Here is a 22,838-nt window from a genome sequence, read left to right as displayed (position 1 = left end):
TCAGGAAAGCGCGCTGATCATGTCCGGGCGGAACCCCGCCCAATGCCGCTCGCCGGCGACGACCACTGGAACCTGCCGGTAACCGAGACCCTGCACGAGCGCGAATGCATCGGAATCCTCGGAGATATCGACGATGCGATAATCGATGCCCTGGCGGTCGAGCGCGCGGGTGGTGGCGGTGCATTGGACGCAGGCGGGTTTGCTGTAGACGGTGATCGACATGGGTTCCTCGTGAGGTCTCGCAAATGGGCGCAAAAAGTCGTCGGGTCGCGCGAACGCGAACCGCAGGCTTGGCGATAGGGCACAAAACATCGTTCCCCGGTCGCCTCGACCGGAGTTGACGCCGGTAAGCTGGCCCCAGGTCGGTTACACAACCGGGCCGGCTCGTTCTTGTCGGGCGCTCAGGAATTCCGCGGGTGCGGGCTTTCAGGGCGCGGCCTTTCGATCAGGCGCGCAACAATGCGCACCCGTCCGCAGAAGGTGGATCTGAACTGGAAGAAACTGACATGACTTCACCCCGAAGCTTTCGACAGGCTGCCGGGGAGATGTCGAGACGATCGGGCAGGCTCATCCTGCCACGCACTCAACCCCTCCGGACACCCCGCCCGCGGACGTTTGTTGCTCGAGGCAGGTCTCCTGGCTTACGGGTCAAAGCTTCCATCCCGACCTTCCCGAGGCCTTATGCCTCAGTGGTCCAATTCCGGACAGTCGCTCTCCGTCTACAGTTGCGGGGGCAGCTGCGGCATAGCCGGGCGGAAACCCGCCGGCGCACCGTATTCCCGTCTTAGCTCCCAATCCTTGCGAATCGGAAGAACCTCGAACACTACATATAGTAGTAGATCGCATGTCCGCGTCAATAGGTGTGAGGTGCCTCCGGCCCGGGTGGGGAGGTGATTTCTTTCGCCATGTGGATAACAGGGCGTAAACGAAGGGGCGCTGCAAAGCCCGTTGGCGGGACGCTCTCGGCTTCGATGCCGCGCGCTCGCGCCTTTGTCCGTCATTTGCGGAGGGTACGATATTCCAGGAAGCGCCGGAGCGAATTTCTGCTCATTCGATCCGGCGGCTGGCAGGTGGCAGATTGCGACAGCTGAGAATTGTTACCGCTTCAGTCGCAGAGCGACATGCTGACGTCTTTGTTCTCTCCGGGCTGGGCGCGAGGCGAAGCCCGCGCCACGCGCGGCATGTCAACGCAGTCCCGCGTCGGTGAGGGCTGCGGCTTTTGTGCGTTGTCGTCCTTCGGCCAGTGCCACGGATCGGCAACGTCGCCGACGCGCGCCCGAATGTTCTCGTGGTCCCGCGTCAGGCCGATATCCCTCAGCTGGAACTCGCTGAAGGTATCGATGGCGATGGTTGGGCTGAGCACGTTCCCGGCCCGCTTCAGGACATGAAGGATCGTTGATCGCAGCGCGCTAAGCATTGCTATCCTCTTTGTTTTTGCTGTTGTGTTCGCGAAAAAAGTGAGGAATTTTGCCGCTTCGCGCAAAGCGATTTCTCGCATGCTGGCATAAAGAATGCTTATCTCAACGCAATGAGCAAGATTCCTCCCATGAGTGCGGTGCGCGCGTTCGAAGCGGCTGCCCGGCACCTGAGTTTCACCCGCGCCGCCGACGAACTCGGCATGACCCAGGCGGCGGTCAGCTACCAGATCCGGCTGCTGGAGGAGCGCATAGGCACGCCGCTCTTCGTCCGGCTTCCGCGCGAGGTGCGGTTGACGGCGGCCGGGCGGCAGCTGGCGCCGAAGGTGACGGAGGCGATCGACCTTCTCGGGGCGGCCTTTTCGGAAATCACCGACAAGACCGAACATCACCTGCATATCTCCATATTGCCGACCGTCGTGTCGAGCTGGCTCGGCTCCAGGCTCGCCTCCTTCCAGACGGCCCATCCGAACATCAGCATTCGGGTGCACATGTCGACGGAGCTGATCGACTTCAAGCGTGATGCAATCGATCTTGTCGTGCGTAGCGGCAATGGCGACTGGCCCGGCAACGACGTGTTTCCGCTTTTCCCGATCGATTACATGCCGGTCTGCACCCCTTCTTTCCGGGAAAAGCACCAGCTCAGGCATCCCTCCGACGTGCTGCGCGTGCGGCGCTTCGGCAATGCCAGCTGGTGGCGGCGATGGATGATCGAGACGGGGGTGGAGCCGCCGGCAAGCAACGGTACCGAGCTGATCTTCGACGTCCAGGCGATGGATGTCACCACGACACTCAACGACCATGGCATCGCCATTGCCGTTTCGACCTTTCTGATGGACGAACTTAGGAGCGGCCGACTGATCAGGCCGTTCGACCATGTGGTTCGCGACGGCCGTGCCTACTGGCTGGTCTATCCGCAAAGCAGTCGGCGGCAGAAGAAGATTCAGGCGTTTCGCGACTGGATCATCGCCGAGGCGGATGCGTCGAATGCGCTTCTTTCGTCCGTGATGGGAGAGCAGGGGCCTGTTTCGGTCTAAACCCCCGTGACGATTTCCCTTGCAGGTTGTTTCGCTGCAACCACTCTCGGTTGGCGCTCTCGGGCGAAGGTGAAACTTTCATGGAAAAACTGAAAATCAGCTGAGAACGGCTGTTACCAAACTGACATGGCAGCTCCCTAAAGACTGCGGCCAACCGCAGCCGGAGGGGAGATGACAACTCTCCGAAGCGCTTGCCTTGAAGCCATCGTCGGAGGCCGTTTCCATGAAGATCGTCCAGATCAGCGACACCCACCTCAGCCCGGCGAAGAGCCATTTCAACGACAATTGGGAGCCACTTCGCGCCTGGATCGAGGCGGTGGCACCTGATCTCGTCATTCACACCGGTGATGTGACCATCGACGGCGCCGACCACGAAGACGACATCACCTTTTCGCTCAACCTGATCGGTCAGCTGTCGATGCCGGTCGCGATCGTTCCCGGCAATCACGATGTCGGCCATCTGCCGGGCTCGCACCAGCCTGTGGATTCCGTCCGGCTTGCCCGCTGGCGCCGTCTCGCCGGTCCGGACTATTGGGGCCGCGACCATGGCGGCTGGCGGCTGCTCGGCCTCAACAGCCTGCTGATTGGCTTCGAGGACGAGGAAGAAGAGAGGCAATTTGCCTGGCTGGAGGAGCAGCTGCTTGGTCGCGACGGCCGCCGGGTGGCGATCTTCGCCCACAAGCCGCTCTTCGTCGACGACCCGGCCGAGGGCGACACCGGCTACTGGGGCATCCGTCCCCGCCAGCGCCAGCGGCTCTTTGATCTTTTCGCCGGAGCCGAGGTGGCGTTGCATGCAAGCGGTCACCTGCACTGGGCCTGGACCGGCAAACATGCCGGGACGTCGCTCGTCTGGGCGCCGCCGACCTCCTTCATCATCGACACGCTGGAACGGCCGATGCCGGGTGAGCGGCTGGTCGGTGCCGTCGTGCACGAACTCACCGATGCCGGCGTGACCAGCGAAATCGTCGCGGTGCCGGGTCTGACGAGCCACGTGCTCGACCCGATCGTCGAGGACGTCTATCCGCTCGCCGCCAAGAAGAAGGTTCGCGTGGAGGCGGCGCAATGAGCGTGCTTTCGCTGGATGGCATCACCAAGTCCTATGGCGGCAACGCCATCCTGAAGGGCGTCAGCCTGGAGGCGGAAGCCGGCGAGTTCATTGCGCTCGTCGGCCCTTCCGGCTGCGGCAAGAGCACGCTTCTGCGCATCGTCGCCGGCCTTGATCACGGCGATGCCGGCGAGATCGTCATCGGTGGCCGCAGTGTCGCGCGCAGGGCGGCGGCCGACCGCAACGTTGCGATGGTGTTCCAGTCCTACGCGCTTTATCCGCACCTGACGGCAGGTCAAAACATCGCCGTGCCGCTCGCCATGCGGCGCCTGACGGCGATGCAGCGCCTGCCGGTCATCGGAAATTTCCTGCCGGGGCAGAAGCAGATCCGCAGCGATATCCAGCGCCAGGTCAAGGAGATGGCTGGGGCGCTGAAGATCGACCATCTGCTCGACCGCAAGCCCGGGCAGATGTCCGGCGGCCAGCGCCAGCGCGTGGCGCTCGCCCGCGCCATGGTGCGCCGTCCGGCCGTCTTCCTGATGGACGAGCCGCTCTCCAATCTCGACGCGAACCTGCGCGTCCATGCCCGCGGCGAGATCGTCGATCTGCATCGTCGTGCCGGTGTGCCGACACTCTACGTCACCCACGACCAATCCGAAGCGTTGTCGATGGCCGACCGGGTCGCCGTCATGATCGGCGGCAATCTCTTGCAGCTGGCGAGCCCGAAGGAGATCTACGACAACCCCTCCCATATCGAGGTCGCGCGCTTCCTCGGCCAGCCGAAGATCAACGTCCTGGAGACCCGCACGGATACAGCGAGCATCGTGCGTTTCGGCGATCTGGTGCTCCTGGCAGGCCGCGGACAGGCGCCGGATGCGCCGGTGAAGTTTGCAATCCGTCCGGAATTTGTCCGCTTCCATGCGGCAAGCGCCGGCCGCTTGACTGCGCGGGTCGAGCGCATGGAGTTTCTCGGCTCCGAAGTCATCGTCCACGCCCGTCTCGATGCGATCGGCGAGGTGGTCACCGCCAAGTCAGCACCCGCCGAAGCCGCGGCACTCGCGATCGGTCAGCCCGTCGATGTCGCGTTCATGCCGGAACGGGCGATGCTGTTTGACGGCGAGGGCACCCGGGTGGCAGCCGAGCCGGTCGCCATCGCCGCGACGCTGGAGAAGGTCCATGGCTAGTGTCGCAACCTTCGAAACGGCGATCGCCGCGCCTGAGATGCGGGAAGGCCGCATCGCCTGGCTGCTGGCGCTGCCGGCCATCACGCTGCTCTTTCTCTTCATCCTGCTGCCGACCGCAGCCGTGATCGTGCTCGGGTTCACCGATTTCGAGCTCGGCTACAGCAACTGGCGCTTCGTCGGCTTCGAGAACTATGCCGAGCTTCTCGGCGACCGCACCTTCCGTCGCTCGCTCTGGAACACCGCCGTCTACACCGCGATCGTCACGCCGGTTTCGATCGTGCTGGCGCTGGCAATCGCCATGCTGATCGAGGCGGAAACCAAGGGCAGGGCCTTCTTCCGCACCGTCTACTTCCTGCCGGTCGCCTCGCTGCTCGTCGCCATGGCGACCGTGTGGCAGTTCCTGTTCCACCCGACCATCGGCCCGATCAATACCTTCCTCGCGCTCTTCGGTATTGCCGGTCCCAACTGGCTCGGCGCTTCCGGCACGGTGCTCTACGGCCTTTCGATCATCGGCATCTGGCAGTCGGTCGGCTTCAACATGGTGCTGTTCCTCGCCGGTCTCACCGCCATCCCGCGCGAGCTTTATGCCGCCGCCGAAGTCGACGGCGCCAGGTCCTGGTTCGATCGTTTCCGGCTGGTGACCTGGCCGATGCTCGGGCCGACGACGCTGTTCGTCGCCACCATCAGCATCATCAATTCGGTGAAGGTGTTCGAGACGGTGAAGACGCTGACCGAGGGTGGCCCGAACAAGGCGTCGGAAGTGCTGCTCTTCACCATCTACCAGGAAGGCTTCGTCTATCTGCGCGTCGGCTACGCCTCGGCCATGACCGTCGTCTTCCTCGCCATCCTCGTCGTCCTGATGTTCCTGCAGTACCGCGTGCTTGACCGGAAGGTGCACTACGCATGACCAGCAACGCCTTCTCCGTCGCACGCATCGCCCGTCTGACGGTGCTGTCGCTCGGCGCCCTCATCTTCCTCGCGCCTTACATCTTCATGCTCTCGACCGCCGGCAAGGCGCAGAGCGAGATCTTCTCCTCGTCGCTGTCGCTGATCCCGCAGCAATGGTCATATATCGAGAATTTCTCCAAGGCGCTGTCGCGCGTCTCGATGTCGAAGCTGCTCTTCAATGGCGTGATCGTCTGCGCACTGATCTTCGTCATCCAGATCGTCGTCGCCATCCCTTGCGCCTATGCCATGGCGAAGCTGAAGTTCCGCGCCGCCCGCACCATGATGGTGCTGGTCATGCTCGGCCTGCTCGTGCCGATCCATGCGACTGCGCTGCCGATCTATGTGGCTTTCGACCGGTTGTCGGTCCTCAACAGCTATACCGCGCTGGTGGCGCCCTTTTCGATCTCGGTCTTTGCAATCTTCCTGTTCCTGCAGTTCTTCCGCGCCATGCCCGACGATCTGATCCACGCGGCCCGCCTCGATGGCATGTCTGAGGCCGGCATCGTCGCGCGCGTCATCGTGCCGAATGCCTGGCCGGCGATCACGGCTTTCGCGATCTTCTCGGTCGTCGCCCACTGGAACGATCTCTTCTGGCCGCTGATCGTCGTCACCAACCAGGACTACGCCACCCCGCCGCTCGGTCTTCTCTACTTCCGCGCCGCGGAAGCAGGCGACGACTACGGCGCGCTGATGGCCGCCACCCTCATCATCACCCTTCCCCTCGTTTCTGCATTTCTGCTGGCGCAGAAGCGCTTCGTCGAGGGCATCACCATGACCGGTCTCAAAGGCTGAACGGTCCAACCTGGAGCGCAACCATGACACATCTGAGACAGCTTTTTACCGCGGCTGCCGCATCGCTGATGCTCGCTGCCCCCGCTTTTGCCGAGACCCAGCTGACGGTGCATTACCCGATGCCCGGCTTCTTCAAGGACGTGATGGACACGATCTCGAAGAAGTTCATGGAAGAAAACCCCGATATCAAGATCACCTTCGCCAACCCGTCGGCGACCTATGAGGAAGGCATCCAGACCATCATGCGTCAGGCCGGCACGGCTGAGATGCCCGATCTCACCTTCATTGGCCTCAACCGCCTGCGCATGGTCAACGAGCGCGACATCCCCGTCGATCTCGGCCCGTTCATCGCCAAGGACGGCAACATAGCCGAGCAGGGCTTTTCGGAAAACATCCTGAAGCTCGCCCAGGTGGGCGGCAAGCAGGTGGGCCTTGCTTTCGCCACCTCCAACCCGATCATGTATTACAACGCCGATCTCGTGCGCAAAGCCGGCGGCGACCCGGAAAATCCGCCGAAGACCTGGGACGAGGTCATCGCGCTCGGGGCCAAGATCAAGGCGCTCGGCGATGGCAACGAGGGCATCGATTTCCGCTGGCAGGGCGACGACTGGATGTTCTCCGCGCTGCTCTTCGGCGCCGGCGGTGCGATGCTGAGCGAGGACGAAAGCAAGGTAGCCTTCAACAGCCCCGAAGGTGAGAAGGCTGTCGAAGTGCTTGACCGCATGGTCAAGGAAGGCGGGCTGCCGGTTCTGACCAAGCAGGCCGGCGAGCAGGCCTTCGTTGCCGGCAAGGTCGGCTTCGCCTTCCAGACGACGGGCGCGCTTCGCAACACCATCAAGAATGTCGGCGACAAGTTCGACCTGCGCACCGCCCATATTCCGCTGATCGATCCGGCCAAGGGCAAGCTGCCGACCGGCGGCAATGCCGTCGTCATCCTGACGCGCGACGCCGAGAAGCAGGAAGCAGCCTGGAAGTTCGCGAAGTTCGCAGCCGGCCCCTATGGCGCCTCGGTCGTCGGTCCCGGCACCGGCTATGTGCCGAACAACGAGTTGGCTGCCAAGTCGCCGGAGTATCTCGCCAACTTCTACAAGGAAAACCCGCTGTTCCGCGCCGGCCTCGAGCAGATGCCGCTGATGCGCCCCTGGTATGCCTTCCCGGGCAGCAACGGCGTGAAGGTCACGCAGACGATCGTCGAGAACCTGTCGCGCATCGTCGAGCAGCAGGCCACGCCGAAGGAAGCGCTGGACGAGGCTGCAGCCGAAATCGAAAGCCTGCTGCCGCGCAGCTGATCCTATAGCCGAATCGATAGACGCCGCCCCGAAGGAAATTTCGGGGCGGCGTTTTCGTGTTTGCTCAGGCGAGGTGGCGAACCGTCCCGCCCGGATAAAGGCGGCAGTCGAGATTGAGATGGCGGCAGCCCGACGCATTTTCGGCGATGTCGAGCAGCAGGGCGGCCGCCGCAAGCCCCATATCGCCGTCGGGCATGGAGATCGTCGTCAGCATAGGCGTCATCAGCCGGCCAAGCGCGATGCCGTCGAAGCCGGCGACGGAGACATCGTTCGGCACGGAAAAGCCTTCACGCCGAAGCGCGGCGATCACGCCGAGCGCCAGAAGATCGTTGGAAGCGATGATCGCCGTCGGGCGGTGCTGTGCGACAACGGTCGCGAGGTCGAGGTTCTCATAGCCGTCGACGAAGGGGATCTCCACCGCCGCCATCGGCTCGACACCGGCCTCCTGCATGGCGGCGGAATAGCCGTCGTAGCGCAGGCGCGCGCGGTCGGACGAACGGAAATGGCCGGAGACGACGAGGATACGGCGATGGCCATGGTTGAGGATGTGGCGGGTGAGCTCGAAGCCCGCCCGGTAATTGTCGACGGTGACGGCGGCGGCGAAGCGGGAGACCGGCCGGTTGTTGAGAAGCACCGTCGGCGGCAGCGCCGCCGAAAGCGCCTCGCTGGTCTTGGCGTCGCAGAGCGTCAGGATAAGCCCGGTCGGCCGCTGTTCGAGCAGCGAGCGCACGGCGCGCGCCTCAAGGGTGGGATCGTAGTTGGACTGGGCGATCAGCACGCCATGGTTTGCCGCCTGCAAACGGTGCTGGATGCCTCCGAGGGATGCCGCGAACACCGGATTGGTGACGCTTGGCACCAGCACGCCGACGACCGGCTGGCTGCGGTTGGCGGTGCGGCCCGCGGCTGGCTGCGGCCGGTAGCCGAGTTCGGCCGCGGCCCGGCGCACGCGGCGCACCATCTCGTCGCTGACGGGGCCTTCGCCCTTCAGCACCCGGGAAACGGTCGCCAGCGAGCAGCCGGCATGAAAGGCAATCTGTTGCAGGGTAACCATGGTCGCGCTCTAACGGGTCTGCGTGACAGCAGATTGAAGGACCCGGCTCAAGGTTTTCCACGTCGCGCATGAATTATTATTCATGCCATGAATTATATTGACAGAAAATGAGTCCCCGGCTTAAATCGCAATCGTCGGAAGTCGAGGAGGAGTTCCGGCAAGCTCATACATTCAGCGGCCGCAAGCAAACGGCCCTATCGATTTTTGGGAGGGGCTTCGGCCTCGAGGAGGACGCGTGCGCAAATTTCTCAGCACGACCGCTCTGGCGGTCATTGCAGCTTCGTTCTGGGCAGGTTCGGCAAGTGCCGAAACGGCAAACCCGTTTCGCTGCCAGCCCGGCGAAAAATACGTCATGAACGTCATGGTATCCGGCGTCGAATACTGGTTCCCGGTCTATGAAATGTTCAAGCAGGCCGGCCAGCAGTTCGGCTGCGAGACCGAATATACCGGCACGCCGGAATATGACGTCAACAAGCAGATCGCCACTTTCGACCAGGCGCTTGCCCAGAACCCGGCCGGCATTCTGGTTCACCCGATGAACTCCGATCCGTTCATCGAGCCGATCAACCGGGCGATCGACCAGGGCACGGCGGTCGTGACCTTTGCGGCGGACTCGCCGCTGTCGAAGCGCGTCTCCTTCATCACCTCGGACAACACCCGCGAAGGCATTTATGCCGCCGACGCGATTGCCGAGAAGATGGGCGGCAAGGGCGAATATGCCGTGCTTGAAAACCCCGGCCAGGACAACCACGACAAGCGCATCACCGCCTTCGTCAACCGCATGGCCGAGAAGTGGCCGGACATGAAGCTCGTCGGCCGCGCCGCCTCGAACCAGGATCCGAACAAGGCCTATCAGGGCCTGATGAGCCTTATCCAGGCCAATCCGAACCTCGGCGCCGTGTTCATGCCGGAAGCCAACTCCGCGATCGGTGCTGCCCAGGCCAGCAAGGAAAGCGGCGGCAAGGTGCTCGTCATGTGCGCCGACGTCAACGCCAACATCCTGGACATGATCAAGGCCGGCGAAGTCTTCGGCTCGATCAACCCGAACCAGGGCATGCAGGGTTACATGGGCTTCATGCTCCTGTGGATGGCCAAGCACCCGGAGCTAATCGATCCGATGAACGACGCCAAGCGCTCCGGCTTCAACCCGATGAGCATCCCCTTCGTCGACAACGGTCTTTCGATCGTTACCGCCGAAAATGCAGACGACTTCTACTGGGACAAGTACCTGAAGCGTCGTGGCACCAAGGGCATCGACGAGTAAGATCGTGAATTGGCTGCCCGGCTCAATCCGGGCAGCCAGGACTGCGGGTGGAGGACAGCATGACAGCACAACCGGTTCTGGAGGTCCGGCGCGTCACCAAGCATTTCGGTGCGGTGAAGGCGCTGACGGAGGTGGATTTTCGCCTCGAGCGGGGAGAAATCCACGCGCTCTGCGGCGAAAACGGCGCCGGCAAATCCACACTGATGAACATCATTGCCGGGGTGCTGCAGCCAAATGACGGCGAGGTGCTGGTCGATGGAGCGCCCGTGAAGATCGCCTCACCGGCGATCGCCCAGACGCTCGGCATCGGCCTCGTCCACCAGGAAATCGCCCTCTGCCCGGATGCGACGGTGGCGGAAAACATGTTCATGGCGGCCACCAACCGCCGGCGTTCGCCGCTGATGAATTACGGCGCGCTCGAACGCGAAGCCCAGGTCGTCATGAACCGGCTGGCGCCGATCGACGTCCGCCGCAAGGTCGCAGACCTCGCCATATCAAGCCAGCAGCTCGTCGAGATCGCCAAGGCGCTGACGCTCGATTGCCGCGTGCTGATCCTCGACGAGCCGACCGCAGCGCTGACCGAGGCCGAAGCCCAGGCCCTGTTCGCCATCATCCGCGATCTGAAAGCCGCGGGCATTTCCATCATCTATATCAGCCACCGCATGGCCGAGATTTTCTCGCTCTGCGACCGGGTCACCGTGTTTCGCGACGGCCGCCATGTGGTCACCGAGAAGATCGCCGACGTGACGGCCGACGACGTGGTGCGCCGCATGGTCGGCCGCGAAATCAGCCAGCTCTATCCGCAAAAGCAGGCGCCGGAGGCGCGCTCGGACGAGATCATTCTCTCGGTGCGGGCCTTGAGCGATGGCGACCGCATCGACACCGTCTCCTTCGACCTGAAGCGCGGCGAGATCCTCGGCATCGGCGGCCTGATCGGCTCCGGTCGCACCGAGATCGCCGAAGCAATCTGCGGCCTCAGGGCCAAGTCGAAGGGCGAGATTACGCTGCGCGGAAGGCCGCAGCGCATCGGCAATTACCGCGATGCGGTCGATGCCGGCATCGTCTACCTCTCGGAGGATCGCAAGGGTTCCGGCGTCTTCGTCGACCTGTCGATCGCCCAGAACATTTCCGTACTCGAGCTGAAGACGCTGACCGGGCCGCTCGGATTGCTGAATTCCAGGGCCGAGGCCGATCTCGCCCGCGATTTCGTGCGCCGGCTCGGCGTGCGCATGGGCGGCATCGATATGCCTGTGTCGTCGCTATCGGGCGGCAACCAGCAGAAGGTGGCGATCGCCAAGCAGCTCGCCGTTCGCCCGCAAGTGGTCCTGATGGACGAACCGACGCGCGGCATCGATGTCGGCGCCAAAGCCGAGATCCACCGGTTGCTGCGGGAGTTGGCACAAACCGGCATCGGCATTGTCGTGATCTCGTCGGAATTGCCGGAGCTGCTCGGGCTTTGCGACCGGGTGCTGGTGGTCCGCGAGGGCGCGATTGCCGGCGAGCTTGACGACACAGAAATGAGCGAGGAGGCGGTGATCCGCCTGGCCTCAGGGGTGACGCAGACGGCCGAGGCCGGCCGGATGGTGGATCATGTCGCCTGAAAGAACTGACAGAGCCGGGGAGGCGGAAATGGCTGTTGATACTATGGTTGCAACTCAAGCACAGGCGCCCGCCTGGAAACGCATCGGCACGATGCGCGAGGCGGGTCTGATCGCCATCATCCTGGCGCTCGGCATCGTCATGAGTTTCGCCTCGCCGCACTTCCTCACCTTCGGCAACATGCGCGCCATGCTGATGAGCTTCTCGGTCGAAGGCATCGTCGTCGTCGGCATGACGATCCTGCTCATTGTTGGCGGCATCGACCTTGCTGTCGGCTCGGTCGTCTGTTTCGCCATGGTGCTGGCCGGCTCGCTGTTCCTCGCCGGTGTCGACCCCTGGACGGCCTCGCTGGTCGGCATCCTCGCCAGCAGCATCATCGGCATGATCATGGGCTTCTTCGTCACTGTCGTCGGGCTCAACCATTTCATCACGTCGCTGGCGGCCATGGTAATCGTACGCGGCCTCTGCCTCGTCATCACCAAGGGCACGCCGTTGTCGCTTTTCACGCTGCCGGCGTCGTTCAAGGCGGTGGGGCAGGGCACCTTCCACGGCGTGCCCTATGTCATCCTGATCTTCGTCGCCGTCGTCGTGCTCTTCGACTTCCTGCTGCGGCGGGCGACCGCCTTCCGCAAGGTGTTCTACACCGGCAGCAACGAGAAGGCGGCGCTCTACTCCGGCATCAAGACCAAGCAGGTGAAGTTCTGGGTGACGGTGCTGTGCTCGACGCTCGCGGGCGTCGCCGGCGTCATCTACATGTCGCGCTTCGGTGCCGCGACCCCCACCTTCGGCGTCGGCATGGAGCTCAACATCATCGCAGCCGCCGTCATCGGCGGCGCCTCGCTCAACGGCGGCTCCGGCACGATCCTCGGCGCCATCCTCGGCATGGCCCTGCTCTCGGTCGTCACCAGCTCGTTGATCCTGCTCGACGTCTCCGTCTATTGGCAGGACATGATCAAAGGCTGCATTCTCTTGGCTGCCGTTTCCATCGACCACTTGCTGCACAAGCGGAAGGCCGCCTGACCATGCCGATTGCCAAACCCATTTTGTCCCCGGCCTCAACCGCGCGAGAAGAACTCGTCGTCGCACGGCAGATGCACCAGGCGCTCGTCCTGCATTTCCTCGAAGGGCTGACTCAGTCGCAGATCGCCGAACGGCTCGGCATCTCGCAGCCCACCGTCAATCGGCTGATCAAGCGCGGCCGCCAGCTCGGTCTGGTCGAGATCAAGATCAAGTCGCCGATCGAGCCCTTGGTCGACATGGAAGAGCAGTTGCTTGCGATCGGCGGTATCCGCCGGGCAATCGTCGTGCCGACGGTTTCCGACAACCAGCAGACCGCCCTCCAGGCTGTCGGCGAGGCGGCGGCCCGGCTGTTGCTCGAAGAGATCGGCGATGGCGACACCATCTGCATTACCGGCGGCAAGGGCGTCAGCGCTGTTGTTGCCGGGCTGCAGGCGCCGCGCCGCTTCGATGTCGAGGTGATCCCGGCGACCGGCTGCGTCCAGGGCAAGCACTATACGGATGTGAACCACGTCTCGACGCTGATGGCCGATCGGCTCGGCGGGCGATCCTTCCAGATCCACGCGCCGCTCTTTGCCGACAGTGCTGCCGAGCGCGCGATGCTGATCAACATGCGCTCGGTGGCGGATGTCTTCGGGAGGGCGCGCGAGGCAAAGGTGGCGGTCGTCGGCATCGGTTCGATCCTCTCGGACGATTCGAGTTACTACGACCTGCATCCGTCCTCGAGCACCGACCGGGCGGCGATCGAGCGCTCCGGCGCAACCTGCGAACTGCTCGCCCATCTGCTCGATGATGAGGGACGTGTCTGCGACTACAGCCTCAACCGTTCGCTGGTGTCGTTGACGCTCGAGGAGTTCGCCTCGATCCCGACGAAGATCGGCGTGGCGAGCGGACCGAACAAGGCGGGGCCGATCCTCAGCGTCATGCGGGGACACCACCTCGACACGCTGGTGACAGACGAGGCGACCGGCGAGCGCGTGCTCGCCATGGCAAGCGAAAAGGGACTTCTGGCATGAGCGGGGATCAATTGATGCGGGAGATCGGCCGATCGGGCGTGAAGGCTTCGGCCGTCGGGCTCGGCACCTGGGCGATCGGCGGCTGGATGTGGGGCGGCACGGACGAGCGGGAATCGATCGCGGCGATCCAGGCCTCGCTTGACGCCGGTGTGACGCTGATCGATACGGCGCCTGCCTATGGTCTCGGGCGTTCGGAAGATATCGTCGGCAAGGCCTTGGCCGGCCGCCGCGACAAGGCAATCATCGCCACCAAGTGCGGGCTCGTCTGGCATACGGACAAGGGGCGGCACTTCTTCGATCAGGACGGCAAGCCTGTGCATCGCTACCTCGGTCGCGATGCCATCCACCACGAAGTCGAACAAAGCCTGAAGCGGCTCGGCACCGACTATATCGACCTCTACATCACCCACTGGCAGGATCCGACGACGCCGATCGAAGAAACGATGGCCGCACTCGAAGATCTGCGCAAGGCCGGCAAGATCAAGGCGATTGGCGCCAGCAACGTTGCTCGCGGCGAACTGGAGCAATATATCGCGATCGGCGGGCTCGATGCCATCCAGGAGCGCTTCAGCATGATCGATCGCGAGATCGAGGCCGATCTGCTGCCGCTGACGCGCCGCAGCGGCGTCGCGACGCTCAGCTATTCGTCGCTGGCGCTCGGCCTTCTCTCCGGCGGCATCGGACCGGAGCGGGTGTTTTCCGGCGACGACCAGCGGCGCAACAATCCGCGCTTCTCGGTCGGCAATCGCGAAAAGGTCGCGGCCTTTGCCAAGGCTATTCGGCCGGTCGCGGAGAAGCATGGTGCGACGATCGCCCAGATCGTCATCGCCTGGACGCTTGCGCAGGACGGCGTGACCTTCGCGCTCTGCGGTGCGCGCAATCCGGCACAGGCGCTCGACAATGCACGGGCCGGGACGATCCGGCTCGACCAAGACGATCTCAAGGGGATCGACGCGGCGATCGCGGCGACGCTCGTCAACATGGACAGCTAACGGACTGCCATCATGAACCGGGAAGAGATTTTCAACGGGCTCGCCAAGAGCCCGAAGGTGGACGTGTGCGTCCTCGGCGGCGGCATTAATGGCCTCAGCGTCTTTCGCGAACTGGCACTGCAGGGGGTGAGCGTACTGCTCGTCGAAAAGCACGACTACTGTTCGGGCGCCAGTGCTGCGCTGTCGCGCATGGTGCATGGCGGCCTTCGCTATCTCGAAAATGGCGAGTTCAGCCTGGTCAGGGAATCGCTGGTCGAGCGCGACCGGCTGCTGAAGAACGCGCCGCATTACGTGGCGCCCTTGCCGACGACGGTGCCGGTCTTCGACATCTTTTCCGGTCTTGCCAATGGCGCCGTGCGCTTCCTGGGGCTGACGCGCCGGCCGAGCCGCCGTGGCGCCATCGCCGTCAAGATGGGCCTTGGCATCTATGATTTCCTGACGCGCAAGCGGGCGCTGATGCCCAAGCACGCCTTTCGCGGGCGGCGCGCCACGCTTGCCCGCTGGCCGGCGCTCAACCCTGACATCAAGAGTTCCGCCACCTATTACGACGCCTGGGTCAGCCAGCCGGAACGCCTCGGCATCGAGCTTCTGAAGGACGGCCTTGCCGCCGGTTCTCACGCCCGTGTGCTCAACTACGCGGAACTGACGCTCGCCGCATCCGGACGCTACGAAGTGAAGGACGGCACGACAGATGCTGTGGCCGCGATCGAGCCGAGCCTCATCATCAACGCCACAGGCGGCTGGATCGATATCGCCAACGGCGCGCTGTTTCCCTCACCGTCAAAGCCGGCGCCGCTGATGGGCGGCACCAAGGGATCGCATCTGATCATCGACAATGCGAAGCTCATGGACGCGCTCGATGGTCACATGATCTATTACGAGAACGAGGATGGGCGGATCTGCATCCTCTTTCCCTATCTCGGCAAGGTGCTGGTGGGCTCGACGGATATCCGCGTCGACGACCCGGAGACAGTTCGCTGCGAGCGGGACGAGCGCGATTACATCCTGCAGTCACTCGCCTTCGTCCTGCCCGAAATCCGAATCCGGCCGGAAGAGGTGGTCTTCCAGTTCGCAGGCGTGCGGCCGCTGCCGGCGAGCAAGGACAGCTTCACCGGTCGTATTCCGCGCGATCATTTCTGCACCTTCGTGGAGGGTGTTGACGGTGGTCCGCCTGTGCTCTGCATGATCGGCGGCAAGTGGACGACGTTCCGCTCCTTCGGCGAGCTTGCCGCCGACCTCTCTCTGGAGCGCCTGGGAAGACCGCGTCTTTTGTCGACCGGCGAGCGTACCATTGGTGGTGGCCGGCACTTTCCGTCTGATCGCGACGCTTGGGTTCACGATGTCGCCGCGGCGACCGGTCTCTCCAGGGAACGGGTGCATATTCTGCTGACCCGCTATGGAACCGACTGCACCTTGATCGCCGATTTCATCGCCGCTGGCACGGATCAGGCCTTGCCGCATCCCGCGTATTCGACACGCGAGATGCAGTTTCTGATCCGCAACGAAGGTGCAGAACATCTCGACGATCTGTTGCTGCGACGCACGACGCTCGCGATCACCGGCGAGCTCTCGCTCGACATGGCGGACGCGGTGCTCGGCCTGCTCGCCATCGAAAAACACTGGTCGCCGGCACTCACGGCGGCAGAGCGTAAGCGATTTCTTACCATTCTCGCCGAGCGCCATGGCGTCGACGAGGAAACCCTATCCGTACGGAACGAACAAAGGAGTGCATTATGCGAAACAACAGCAAGGTCCGGATGAACCGTCTGTTCGGCGGTGGACGTTGCCTCGACGTGGCGATCGATCATGGCGTCTGCAACGAACCGTCCTTCCTCAATGGTCTTGAAGACATGTCCGCCGTTGTAAAGGCGCTGGTCGCGGCCGCACCGGATGCGATCCAGATGAATTTTGGCCAGTCGGATCTGCTGCAGGAGGTGCCGGGCAAGGACAAGCCGGCGCTGGTCATGCGCCTCGACATGGGCAACCCCTATAACCGCATCCGCCACCGGCATATGTGGGCGGTGCTGCAAAACGAAGCCGAGCCGTTGATCGGCGCGCTGGCAATGGACGCGGCCTGCGTCGTCGTCAACCTGTTCATGCTGCCGGATGAGCCCGATCTCTTCCGCCAATGCGTCGCCAACATTTCGCGCGTGCGCGCCGATTGCGACAAGTACGGCATGCCGCTGATGATCGAGCCGCTGGTGATGCAGCCGGTCACCGAACACGGCGGCTACATGGTCGATGGCGATGCCGAGAAGATCGTGACGCTGACCCGGCTCGCGCGCGAGATGGGCGCGGATATCGTCAAGGCGGATCCGACGACCAATGCCGAGGATTTCCACCGGGTGGTCGAGGCGGCGCGCTGCCCGGTTCTGGTGCGCGGCGGCGGCAAGGAGGACTTGCGCAACGTCTTCGACAAGTCTGCGGCCTTGATGCGCCAGGGCGCAATGGGCATGGTCTATGGCCGCAACATCTATCAGCACGCCAATCCGAGCGCCGTCGTGCGCGGCCTGATGGCGATTATTCATCAGGATGTAAGCGGCGAGGAAGCCTACGCGCTCTACCAGCGCGGTTAACATCGCCGGTCGGCATCGCGCTTGAGCAGCGATGACCTGGGACGAAAGGAAACGCTGCCGCTGCAAGAACACCGGCGGCGTTTCAGCGAATGGATTGAGAACCTTGGGAGGGGTTCGCCTATGGGAGAGTATCTGCTCGGCATCGACGTCGGAAACACCGTGATCAAGGCGGTGATTTTCGATCGCACCGGCAACGAGATCGCGATGGCAGCAGAGGAGGGGCACAGCCATGTGCCGACGCCGGGCCATGTGGAACGCGGGCTCGGCGAACTCTGGAGTCACGCGAAGGTGGTGATCCGGGCCTGCATCGCGCGCGCCGGCATTGATGCCAGCGAGATCGCGGCGATCGGTTGCGCCGGCCACGGCAACGGCCTCTATGCGCTGAATCGCGACGGCGCACCGCTTCTCGGCATCCAGTCGCTCGACACCCGCGCTGCCGGCCTCGTCGAAGAGTGGCAGGCGGAAGGCGTCGGCGATCGGACTTACCCGATCGCCGGGCAGCGACCCTGGCCGTCGCAGACGCCGACGCTGCTTGCCTGGCTGAAACGCCATCGCCCCGAGCAGTTTGCAAAGATCGGCACGGTCTTTCTCTGCAAGGATTTCGTCGTCAATCGACTGACCGGCGCACGCGTCAGCGACGTTTCGGATATGAGCGGCGCAGGCTTGCTCGACGTTGCCGGCCGACGCTATGATGCGGCGCTGATGAAGGCTTACGGTCTCGGCGACTGCATGGGCCTGTTGCCGGATCTTGTCGAGAGCGCCGATGTCGTCGGTCGGGTCAGCCAAGAGGCGGCAATTGAGACCGGGTTGGCCGCCGGCACGCCGGTCGTCGGCGGTCTCTTCGACGTCGTGGCCTCGGCAATCGGCTCGGGCGTCACCCGCACGGGTGCGGCGTCGATCATCGCCGGCACCTGGAGCATCAACCAGGTCATCATCGATCAGCCGGATCTGAGTAATCCGATCTTCATGTTCTCGACCTTCGACCGAAACCGCTACATGGCGATCGAGGCAAGCGCGACGTCGGCGGCCAATCTCGAATGGCTGGTGCGCGAGCTTTTTCCACATGACGGCAGCGATGGCCGCTCGCCCTTCGACCTTTGCTGCCAGCTGGCGGCTGAGATCGAACCGGCTGCGAACGATCCGGTCTACCACCCGTTTCTCTATGGCGCGCAGCAGGACGGCAATGCGCGGGCGGGCTTCTACGGCGTTGCCGGCTGGCACACCAAGGGGCATCTGGTCCGTGCCGTGCTTGAGGGCGTCGCCTTCGGTCATCGCCAGCATATCGCGACGCTACGCGCGGCCGGGGCACGCTTCGATGAGGCGGTGCTTTCCGGCGGCGGATCGCGCAGCCAGATCTGGCCGCAGATCTTTGCCGATGTGCTTGATGTACCGGTGACGGTCGCGCGCTCGCGGGAGACGGGCGCGCTCGGTGCTGCGATCACGGCGGGTGCGGGCATCGATCTCTTTGCCGACATCTCTGCGGGCGCTGCGGCGATGGTCAAGACCGAGCGCCACTACCGGCCGAACCCGGCGCTTGCCGCGCATTATGAGAGGCGCTTTGCGCTTTACGGCGACATCGCCGCCGCCATGGCGCCGATTTGGCGTCGGTTGGCGACGCCTGAACCCCAGGCGCGGGAAGCGGCGGAGTGATGGTTTGCCGAGCGCGGGCCTGCAATTGCAAGCCCGCTCTCGGCCAGGCTGTTGGCTTGTCGGGAGTGTCGCTGGGAAGGCAACGCCTCGGCAAGCCGAAGCTGCCGTCAGAACCGCATGTTGATGCCGGCCTTGATGACGTGGCTGTTGATGTCCTTCTCGCTGGAGCCTGAGACGGTGCTGGTGCGGACGTCCGGCGTCGTGATGTAGTTGTATTCGAGCTTGGCCGAAAGGCCGCCGGCAAACGCCTGTTCGACGCCGGCGCCGAGCAGGTAGCCGCCCTTGAAGCCGACGTCGTTGCGCACGTCACCGCCCTTCTTGTAGCTGGTCATGGCATAGCCTGCTGTGCCGTAGACCAGCGTCTGGTCGAAGGTGAGGCCGGCCTTCGCCTTGATCGCGCCGCGCCATTTCTCCTTGAGCTTGCCGCCGTTGACCTTGTGTTCGGTGTCGCCGAGATAGGAACCCTCGATTTCCGCACCGACGATGCCGGGACCGGCCTGCATGTTGTAACCGGCCTGAACGCCGAGCGCCACGCCGTTGCGATCGGCGAAGGGATTGGGGCTGCCGGTGAAACCGAGACCGCCATGCGCACCGATATAGGCGCCGCTCCAGCTAAAGGCCGGCGGATCCTGATAATCGGGCGCAGAGAAGTCGGCCGCATGGGACTGCTGGGCACCAAGGACGGTGAGAAGGGTGAGACTGGACCAGATCGAAAACTTGCTGAAATGCCGCATGATATTGCTCCGTGGATTGGATAGGGCGCCCTTCGCGGCGCTTTCGTTCTCCCGTTTCGCGTCTCGTGCCGGGTAGCGCGGTCGCAAACCTTGGAAGATGCCCGTCCTTTGTCGGCTCCACGGATTGCACCAACATTGCACAAATTGACTAAGCTGCTGATTTTACTATTAATTATATGTTAACCACGTTTTCCGCGCCGGACCCGCCTACGCCGCAGGCAGGTTGATGCGGAAGCAGGCGCCGCCCGAGGGCCCATCGACGACGGAGATATGTCCCTTGTGGCGACCGATGATCTCGCTCACCAGATGCAGGCCGAGGCCCGCACCATGGTCGCGCGGCTGCAGGCGGTGAAACGGCTCGAAGATCCGCTCGCGCTCGCGTTCGGGAATGCCGGGACCTTCATCGGTAACCTCGATGACGCCGCCGCGTTCGACGCGGATGGTGATGAGGCCGCCGGCGTGTTCGATGGCATTGCGAACGAGGTTGGTGACGGCCCGCTCTATCGCGCCGGCGTCGCCGCGCACGAGTGCCTGGTCGACACCCGGTGCGAAGGAAAGCTCACAACCGGCCGAAAGCGCGAGCGGTGCCAGATCGGCGGCCACGTCTCGGCAGAGCGATACCAGATCGAGCGAGACGAAGTCCGCGCCGTCGCGATCGATCCGCTCCAGGTCCAGCAACTGTTCCGCAAGTCCTGCGATACGATTGGAATCGATGAGCAAGCGGTTTCTGAGCGGCCCGGCGTCCATGCTTTCAAGCCGCGTCTGCAGGATGGCGACCGGCGTCCGCAGTTCATGTGCCGCATCCAGAATGAAGCGCTGCCGCCGTTCGTATCCCTCGTCCAGTCGCTGCAGTGCACCGTTGAATGCCTCGACGAGCGGACGCACTTCGCCGGGAACCCGGTGATCGGGCAACCGGGCGCCGCGGCGATCGACGTCGATCTTCTTGGCCTGATCGACCATGTCGGCGAGGCCGGCAAAGGCGCGCCGGACGATGATCGGGATCGCAAGGGCGGGGATCAGCACGACGATCAGCACGATCGGAAGCAGCAGAAGGTTGGCCAGCAGGAAGACCGCGAAGGATGCGCTCCAGAGCCGGCCGCCGCCCGCGAGCACCGTAAAGGTCCCGTCCTGCGTGGTCACCGAGCGCACGATCGACGAGAGGGTGTAGGGCTCGACGCTATCCCGCATGTCGCCAAAGGCGATCCGATCCAGATGTTCGCCAATGCTGTCATAGGCGTCCGGCACGGGCCCGCTGCGGATCATGGCGCCCCGTTCGTCTCTGGCGACGAACCAGAAATCAGGAGAATCGGCTCGCATGGCGAGCAACTGCGGTGTTTCGACCAGCGTCAGCCCGCCCGCGGGTTGCGAGCGGATCGCGCCGGCCGCAACCGAGGCTGCGTCGGCATCGAGGAACTTTCCGCCGAGATCGGCGCGGGTCAGCAAGGCCATGAAGCCGGCAATGACTGCCATCAGCAGCAGCACCTGAAAGGTGAGGATCTGCCAGATCAGGCGCTTCTTCAACGAGTTGACCGAAGACGTGCTCATGGGGTGGGCCTCAGCAGATAGCCGACGCCACGGATGCTGTGGATCTCCACACCGGCGCCGGACTCGGCAAGCTTCCGGCGCAGCCGCGAGACATGAGCGTCGAGCGAGTTGGATTGGATCTCGTCGTCGTAGCCGTAGACGGATTCCTCCAGCGTCGAGCGCTGGACAGTGCGACCTTGGCGTCGCGCCAGCGTTTCCAGCACCAGCAGTTCCCGGCGAGGCAGGTCGAGCACCTGTCCGCTCACCTGGGCCTGCCTGCCGTCGAAATCGAAGACGAGCTTGCCGATGCGCGCTGTCATGGGGGCGATATCCGGCGAGCGCCGCATGAGGGCGCGGATGCGCGCCAACAGTTCCTCCACCGCGAAAGGTTTGGCGAGATAGTCGTCGGCACCCATGTCGAGGCCGCGGACACGCTCGTCGACAGCGCCACGCGCGGTCAGAACGATCACGGGAATTCCGGACTTCAGCGCCCGGACACGTGGGATCAGCGAGAGCCCGTCGCCATCGGGCAATTGCCGATCGAGGATGATGCCGTCATGGACGTGATTGGCGAGCGCCGCCAATGCATGGTCGAGCGTCGGTGCATGATCCAGGATCATGTCGTAGCGTCCGAGCGCGGCGCTGAGCGCCGTCGCCATTTCCAGCTCGTCCTCGACAAGGAGCAGGCGCATTGAATTCTCCGAATACGATAGATGTTGCGTAACGTCTGGGCGACCAGGATTGCAGCAACGTTGCGGCGCATGCGTGCGCGGCGTGTACCGGTTCTAGCGGCACGGGCCGGGACCCGGCAATGCGGCGCAGTCGGGCTTTACCGTATTCGGTGGCGAGGGTGTCGGATTAACGTAAACGTGGCGGCCAGGCGCCAATGTCGGGGCGGCGGCACCGGGTGCCGTCGCCCCGCAAGGCTTTATGCGATGGCCATCATCCGCTGGAAGGCGTCGTAGGCCGCAAGCACCGTTTCCTTCTGGGCTTCATGACCGGCGATGAACGCATCGCCGTAGATCGTCTCGTCCGGATATTCGGTGATCAGCGTCAGCGGTGCCGTGTGGCGATCGTCGATCGAGATCATGCACGGGAAACCGTTGATGATCCGGAAGCCGGTTTCGCCGGCATGGATCTCGTAGAGCGCGATCTGGGCATCGTTATAGGCGAGCAGGCCCGGTACGGCCGCGAGCCGCAAGGTAACCGCTTCGATCAGTTGCTCGGCGCGATCGGCCCAATCGGCGTGATGGCGCATGATCAGGAAGAAGCCCTTGGGCAGGGTCCACATGGCAAAGCCACGCGGCACGTAGCCCGACAGCGGCCGCGTCCATTCATGCGAGGGATAACCGTGCAGGTTGACGTGCAGCTGCGCGCCGGTCAGGCGCTCGGCTTCTTTACGGATTTCGCGCTCGTTGAGCGCGGCACCGGTGCGGTATTCGAGGTCGTCGCCAAGTGCTGTGTAGCGTGCGGCGTGGTGCATGTGCAGCGGGTTGTCCACCCGCAGCCGCTGGTGCACCGCATAGCCGTCGGGGTTTTCGAGCGGCGAGATGGTGAAGTGGCTGCCGGCGCGGGCGGCGAGCGTCTGGGCGGCGCGCAGCACGCCGACAATGCCCGTCGTCTCGTTCGGATGCTGGCCGCCGCTGATCATGACCGGTGCATCGGTACCCTTGCGATAGCGGGCCTTCACCGCGCGGCCGGCGCG

General features: G+C 63.8%; 20 protein-coding genes, 1 pseudogene and 1 riboswitch. Of the genes and pseudogenes, 14 read left to right on the top strand and 7 right to left on the bottom strand.

Annotated features, from left to right (window positions below; all coding sequences use genetic code 11):
* The gene (gene nrdH / locus I8N66_RS19475; protein ID WP_034805557.1) at nucleotides 1-222 is read right to left on the bottom strand and encodes a glutaredoxin-like protein NrdH; all 222 of its coding nucleotides are present in this window, start codon (nucleotides 220-222) and stop codon (nucleotides 1-3) included.
* A 386-nt stretch (nucleotides 223-608) separates the two neighbouring features.
* A riboswitch (cobalamin riboswitch) is annotated at nucleotides 609-834 on the bottom strand.
* A gap of 271 nt (nucleotides 835-1,105) precedes the next feature.
* On the bottom strand, nucleotides 1,106-1,483 hold the full coding sequence (locus tag I8N66_RS19470; protein ID WP_291156820.1) for a hypothetical protein: 378 nt from the start codon (nucleotides 1,481-1,483) through the stop codon (nucleotides 1,106-1,108).
* A gap of 63 nt (nucleotides 1,484-1,546) precedes the next feature.
* Here I8N66_RS19470 and I8N66_RS19465 point away from each other — a divergent pair, with 63 nt between their 5' ends.
* The 6 genes from I8N66_RS19465 to I8N66_RS19440 all read left to right on the top strand — a co-directional run bounded on the left by I8N66_RS19465 (nucleotide 1,547) and on the right by I8N66_RS19440 (nucleotide 7,710).
* Nucleotides 1,547-2,452, top strand: coding sequence for a LysR substrate-binding domain-containing protein (locus I8N66_RS19465; RefSeq protein ID WP_162768791.1), 906 nt, complete (start codon nucleotides 1,547-1,549; stop codon nucleotides 2,450-2,452).
* Between the two features lie 223 nt (nucleotides 2,453-2,675).
* Entirely contained in the window at nucleotides 2,676-3,518 is an 843-nt protein-coding gene (locus I8N66_RS19460; protein ID WP_291156818.1) for a metallophosphoesterase, read from the top strand.
* Nucleotides 3,515-4,681 carry an ABC transporter ATP-binding protein gene (locus I8N66_RS19455; RefSeq protein WP_291156816.1) on the top strand — a complete coding sequence of 389 codons (1,167 nt, stop codon included), beginning with the start codon at nucleotides 3,515-3,517 and terminating at the stop codon, nucleotides 4,679-4,681. The genes I8N66_RS19460 and I8N66_RS19455 overlap by 4 nt, the downstream gene beginning before the upstream one ends.
* Nucleotides 4,674-5,588 (top strand): sugar ABC transporter permease, encoded by a 915-nt coding sequence (locus tag I8N66_RS19450; RefSeq protein WP_291156814.1) that lies wholly within the window; start codon nucleotides 4,674-4,676, stop codon nucleotides 5,586-5,588. Before I8N66_RS19455 ends, I8N66_RS19450 begins: the two co-directional genes overlap by 8 nt.
* Complete coding sequence (locus tag I8N66_RS19445) at nucleotides 5,585-6,421, top strand: carbohydrate ABC transporter permease (RefSeq protein WP_291156812.1); 837 nt, start codon at nucleotides 5,585-5,587, stop codon at nucleotides 6,419-6,421. The genes I8N66_RS19450 and I8N66_RS19445 overlap by 4 nt, the downstream gene beginning before the upstream one ends.
* 23 nt (nucleotides 6,422-6,444) lie before the next feature.
* Nucleotides 6,445-7,710 (top strand): ABC transporter substrate-binding protein, encoded by a 1,266-nt coding sequence (locus I8N66_RS19440; protein ID WP_291156810.1) that lies wholly within the window; start codon nucleotides 6,445-6,447, stop codon nucleotides 7,708-7,710.
* A 64-nt stretch (nucleotides 7,711-7,774) separates the two neighbouring features.
* Here the strand turns inward: I8N66_RS19440 and I8N66_RS19435 are convergent, their stop codons facing one another.
* Complete coding sequence (locus tag I8N66_RS19435; RefSeq protein ID WP_291156808.1) at nucleotides 7,775-8,761, bottom strand: substrate-binding domain-containing protein; 987 nt, start codon at nucleotides 8,759-8,761, stop codon at nucleotides 7,775-7,777.
* A 235-nt stretch (nucleotides 8,762-8,996) separates the two neighbouring features.
* Between I8N66_RS19435 and I8N66_RS19430 the strand changes: the two genes are divergently transcribed.
* The 8 genes from I8N66_RS19430 (at nucleotide 8,997) to I8N66_RS19395 (ending at nucleotide 18,875) form a co-directional block, all read left to right on the top strand.
* Nucleotides 8,997-10,025: a substrate-binding domain-containing protein gene (locus I8N66_RS19430; protein ID WP_034805587.1), complete on the top strand. Its 1,029-nt coding sequence runs from the start codon at nucleotides 8,997-8,999 to the stop codon at nucleotides 10,023-10,025.
* Nucleotides 10,026-10,084: 59 nt separating this feature from the next.
* Complete coding sequence (locus I8N66_RS19425) at nucleotides 10,085-11,626, top strand: sugar ABC transporter ATP-binding protein (protein WP_291156803.1); 1,542 nt, start codon at nucleotides 10,085-10,087, stop codon at nucleotides 11,624-11,626.
* A 28-nt stretch (nucleotides 11,627-11,654) separates the two neighbouring features.
* Nucleotides 11,655-12,644 (top strand): ABC transporter permease, encoded by a 990-nt coding sequence (locus I8N66_RS19420; protein ID WP_113538377.1) that lies wholly within the window; start codon nucleotides 11,655-11,657, stop codon nucleotides 12,642-12,644.
* A 2-nt stretch (nucleotides 12,645-12,646) separates the two neighbouring features.
* Nucleotides 12,647-13,657, top strand: a complete 1,011-nt coding sequence (locus tag I8N66_RS19415) for a sugar-binding transcriptional regulator (RefSeq protein ID WP_291156800.1) — start codon at nucleotides 12,647-12,649, stop codon at nucleotides 13,655-13,657.
* Nucleotides 13,654-14,649, top strand: a complete 996-nt coding sequence (locus I8N66_RS19410; RefSeq protein ID WP_291156798.1) for an aldo/keto reductase — start codon at nucleotides 13,654-13,656, stop codon at nucleotides 14,647-14,649. The genes I8N66_RS19415 and I8N66_RS19410 overlap by 4 nt, the downstream gene beginning before the upstream one ends.
* Before the next feature lie 12 nt (nucleotides 14,650-14,661).
* Nucleotides 14,662-16,410 (top strand): glycerol-3-phosphate dehydrogenase/oxidase, encoded by a 1,749-nt coding sequence (locus I8N66_RS19405; RefSeq protein ID WP_291156796.1) that lies wholly within the window; start codon nucleotides 14,662-14,664, stop codon nucleotides 16,408-16,410.
* Nucleotides 16,383-17,225 carry an aldolase gene (locus I8N66_RS19400; RefSeq protein ID WP_113538381.1) on the top strand — a complete coding sequence of 281 codons (843 nt, stop codon included), beginning with the start codon at nucleotides 16,383-16,385 and terminating at the stop codon, nucleotides 17,223-17,225. Before I8N66_RS19405 ends, I8N66_RS19400 begins: the two co-directional genes overlap by 28 nt.
* A gap of 120 nt (nucleotides 17,226-17,345) precedes the next feature.
* Complete coding sequence (locus I8N66_RS19395; RefSeq protein ID WP_291156793.1) at nucleotides 17,346-18,875, top strand: FGGY-family carbohydrate kinase; 1,530 nt, start codon at nucleotides 17,346-17,348, stop codon at nucleotides 18,873-18,875.
* A gap of 107 nt (nucleotides 18,876-18,982) precedes the next feature.
* Here I8N66_RS19395 and I8N66_RS19390 read toward each other — a convergent pair whose 3' ends face one another.
* The 4 genes and pseudogenes from I8N66_RS19390 to I8N66_RS19375 form a co-directional block, all read right to left on the bottom strand.
* Nucleotides 18,983-19,609: an outer membrane protein gene (locus tag I8N66_RS19390; RefSeq protein ID WP_291156791.1), complete on the bottom strand. Its 627-nt coding sequence runs from the start codon at nucleotides 19,607-19,609 to the stop codon at nucleotides 18,983-18,985.
* Between the two features lie 207 nt (nucleotides 19,610-19,816).
* Nucleotides 19,817-21,154: a HAMP domain-containing sensor histidine kinase gene (locus I8N66_RS19385; protein ID WP_291156788.1), complete on the bottom strand. Its 1,338-nt coding sequence runs from the start codon at nucleotides 21,152-21,154 to the stop codon at nucleotides 19,817-19,819.
* Nucleotides 21,151-21,825: a response regulator transcription factor gene (locus I8N66_RS19380; RefSeq protein WP_113538385.1), complete on the bottom strand. Its 675-nt coding sequence runs from the start codon at nucleotides 21,823-21,825 to the stop codon at nucleotides 21,151-21,153. The genes I8N66_RS19385 and I8N66_RS19380 overlap by 4 nt, the downstream gene beginning before the upstream one ends.
* Before the next feature lie 236 nt (nucleotides 21,826-22,061).
* A pseudogene (locus I8N66_RS19375) lies at nucleotides 22,062-22,838 on the bottom strand (peptidase M14); the annotation flags it as partial.

The organism is Ensifer sp. SSB1, assembly GCF_016652895.1.
Taxonomy (GTDB): Bacteria; Pseudomonadota; Alphaproteobacteria; order Rhizobiales; family Rhizobiaceae; genus Ensifer.
Note: the sequence above shows the minus strand (reverse complement) of the source record. Positions and strands in the feature narration are given on the sequence as shown.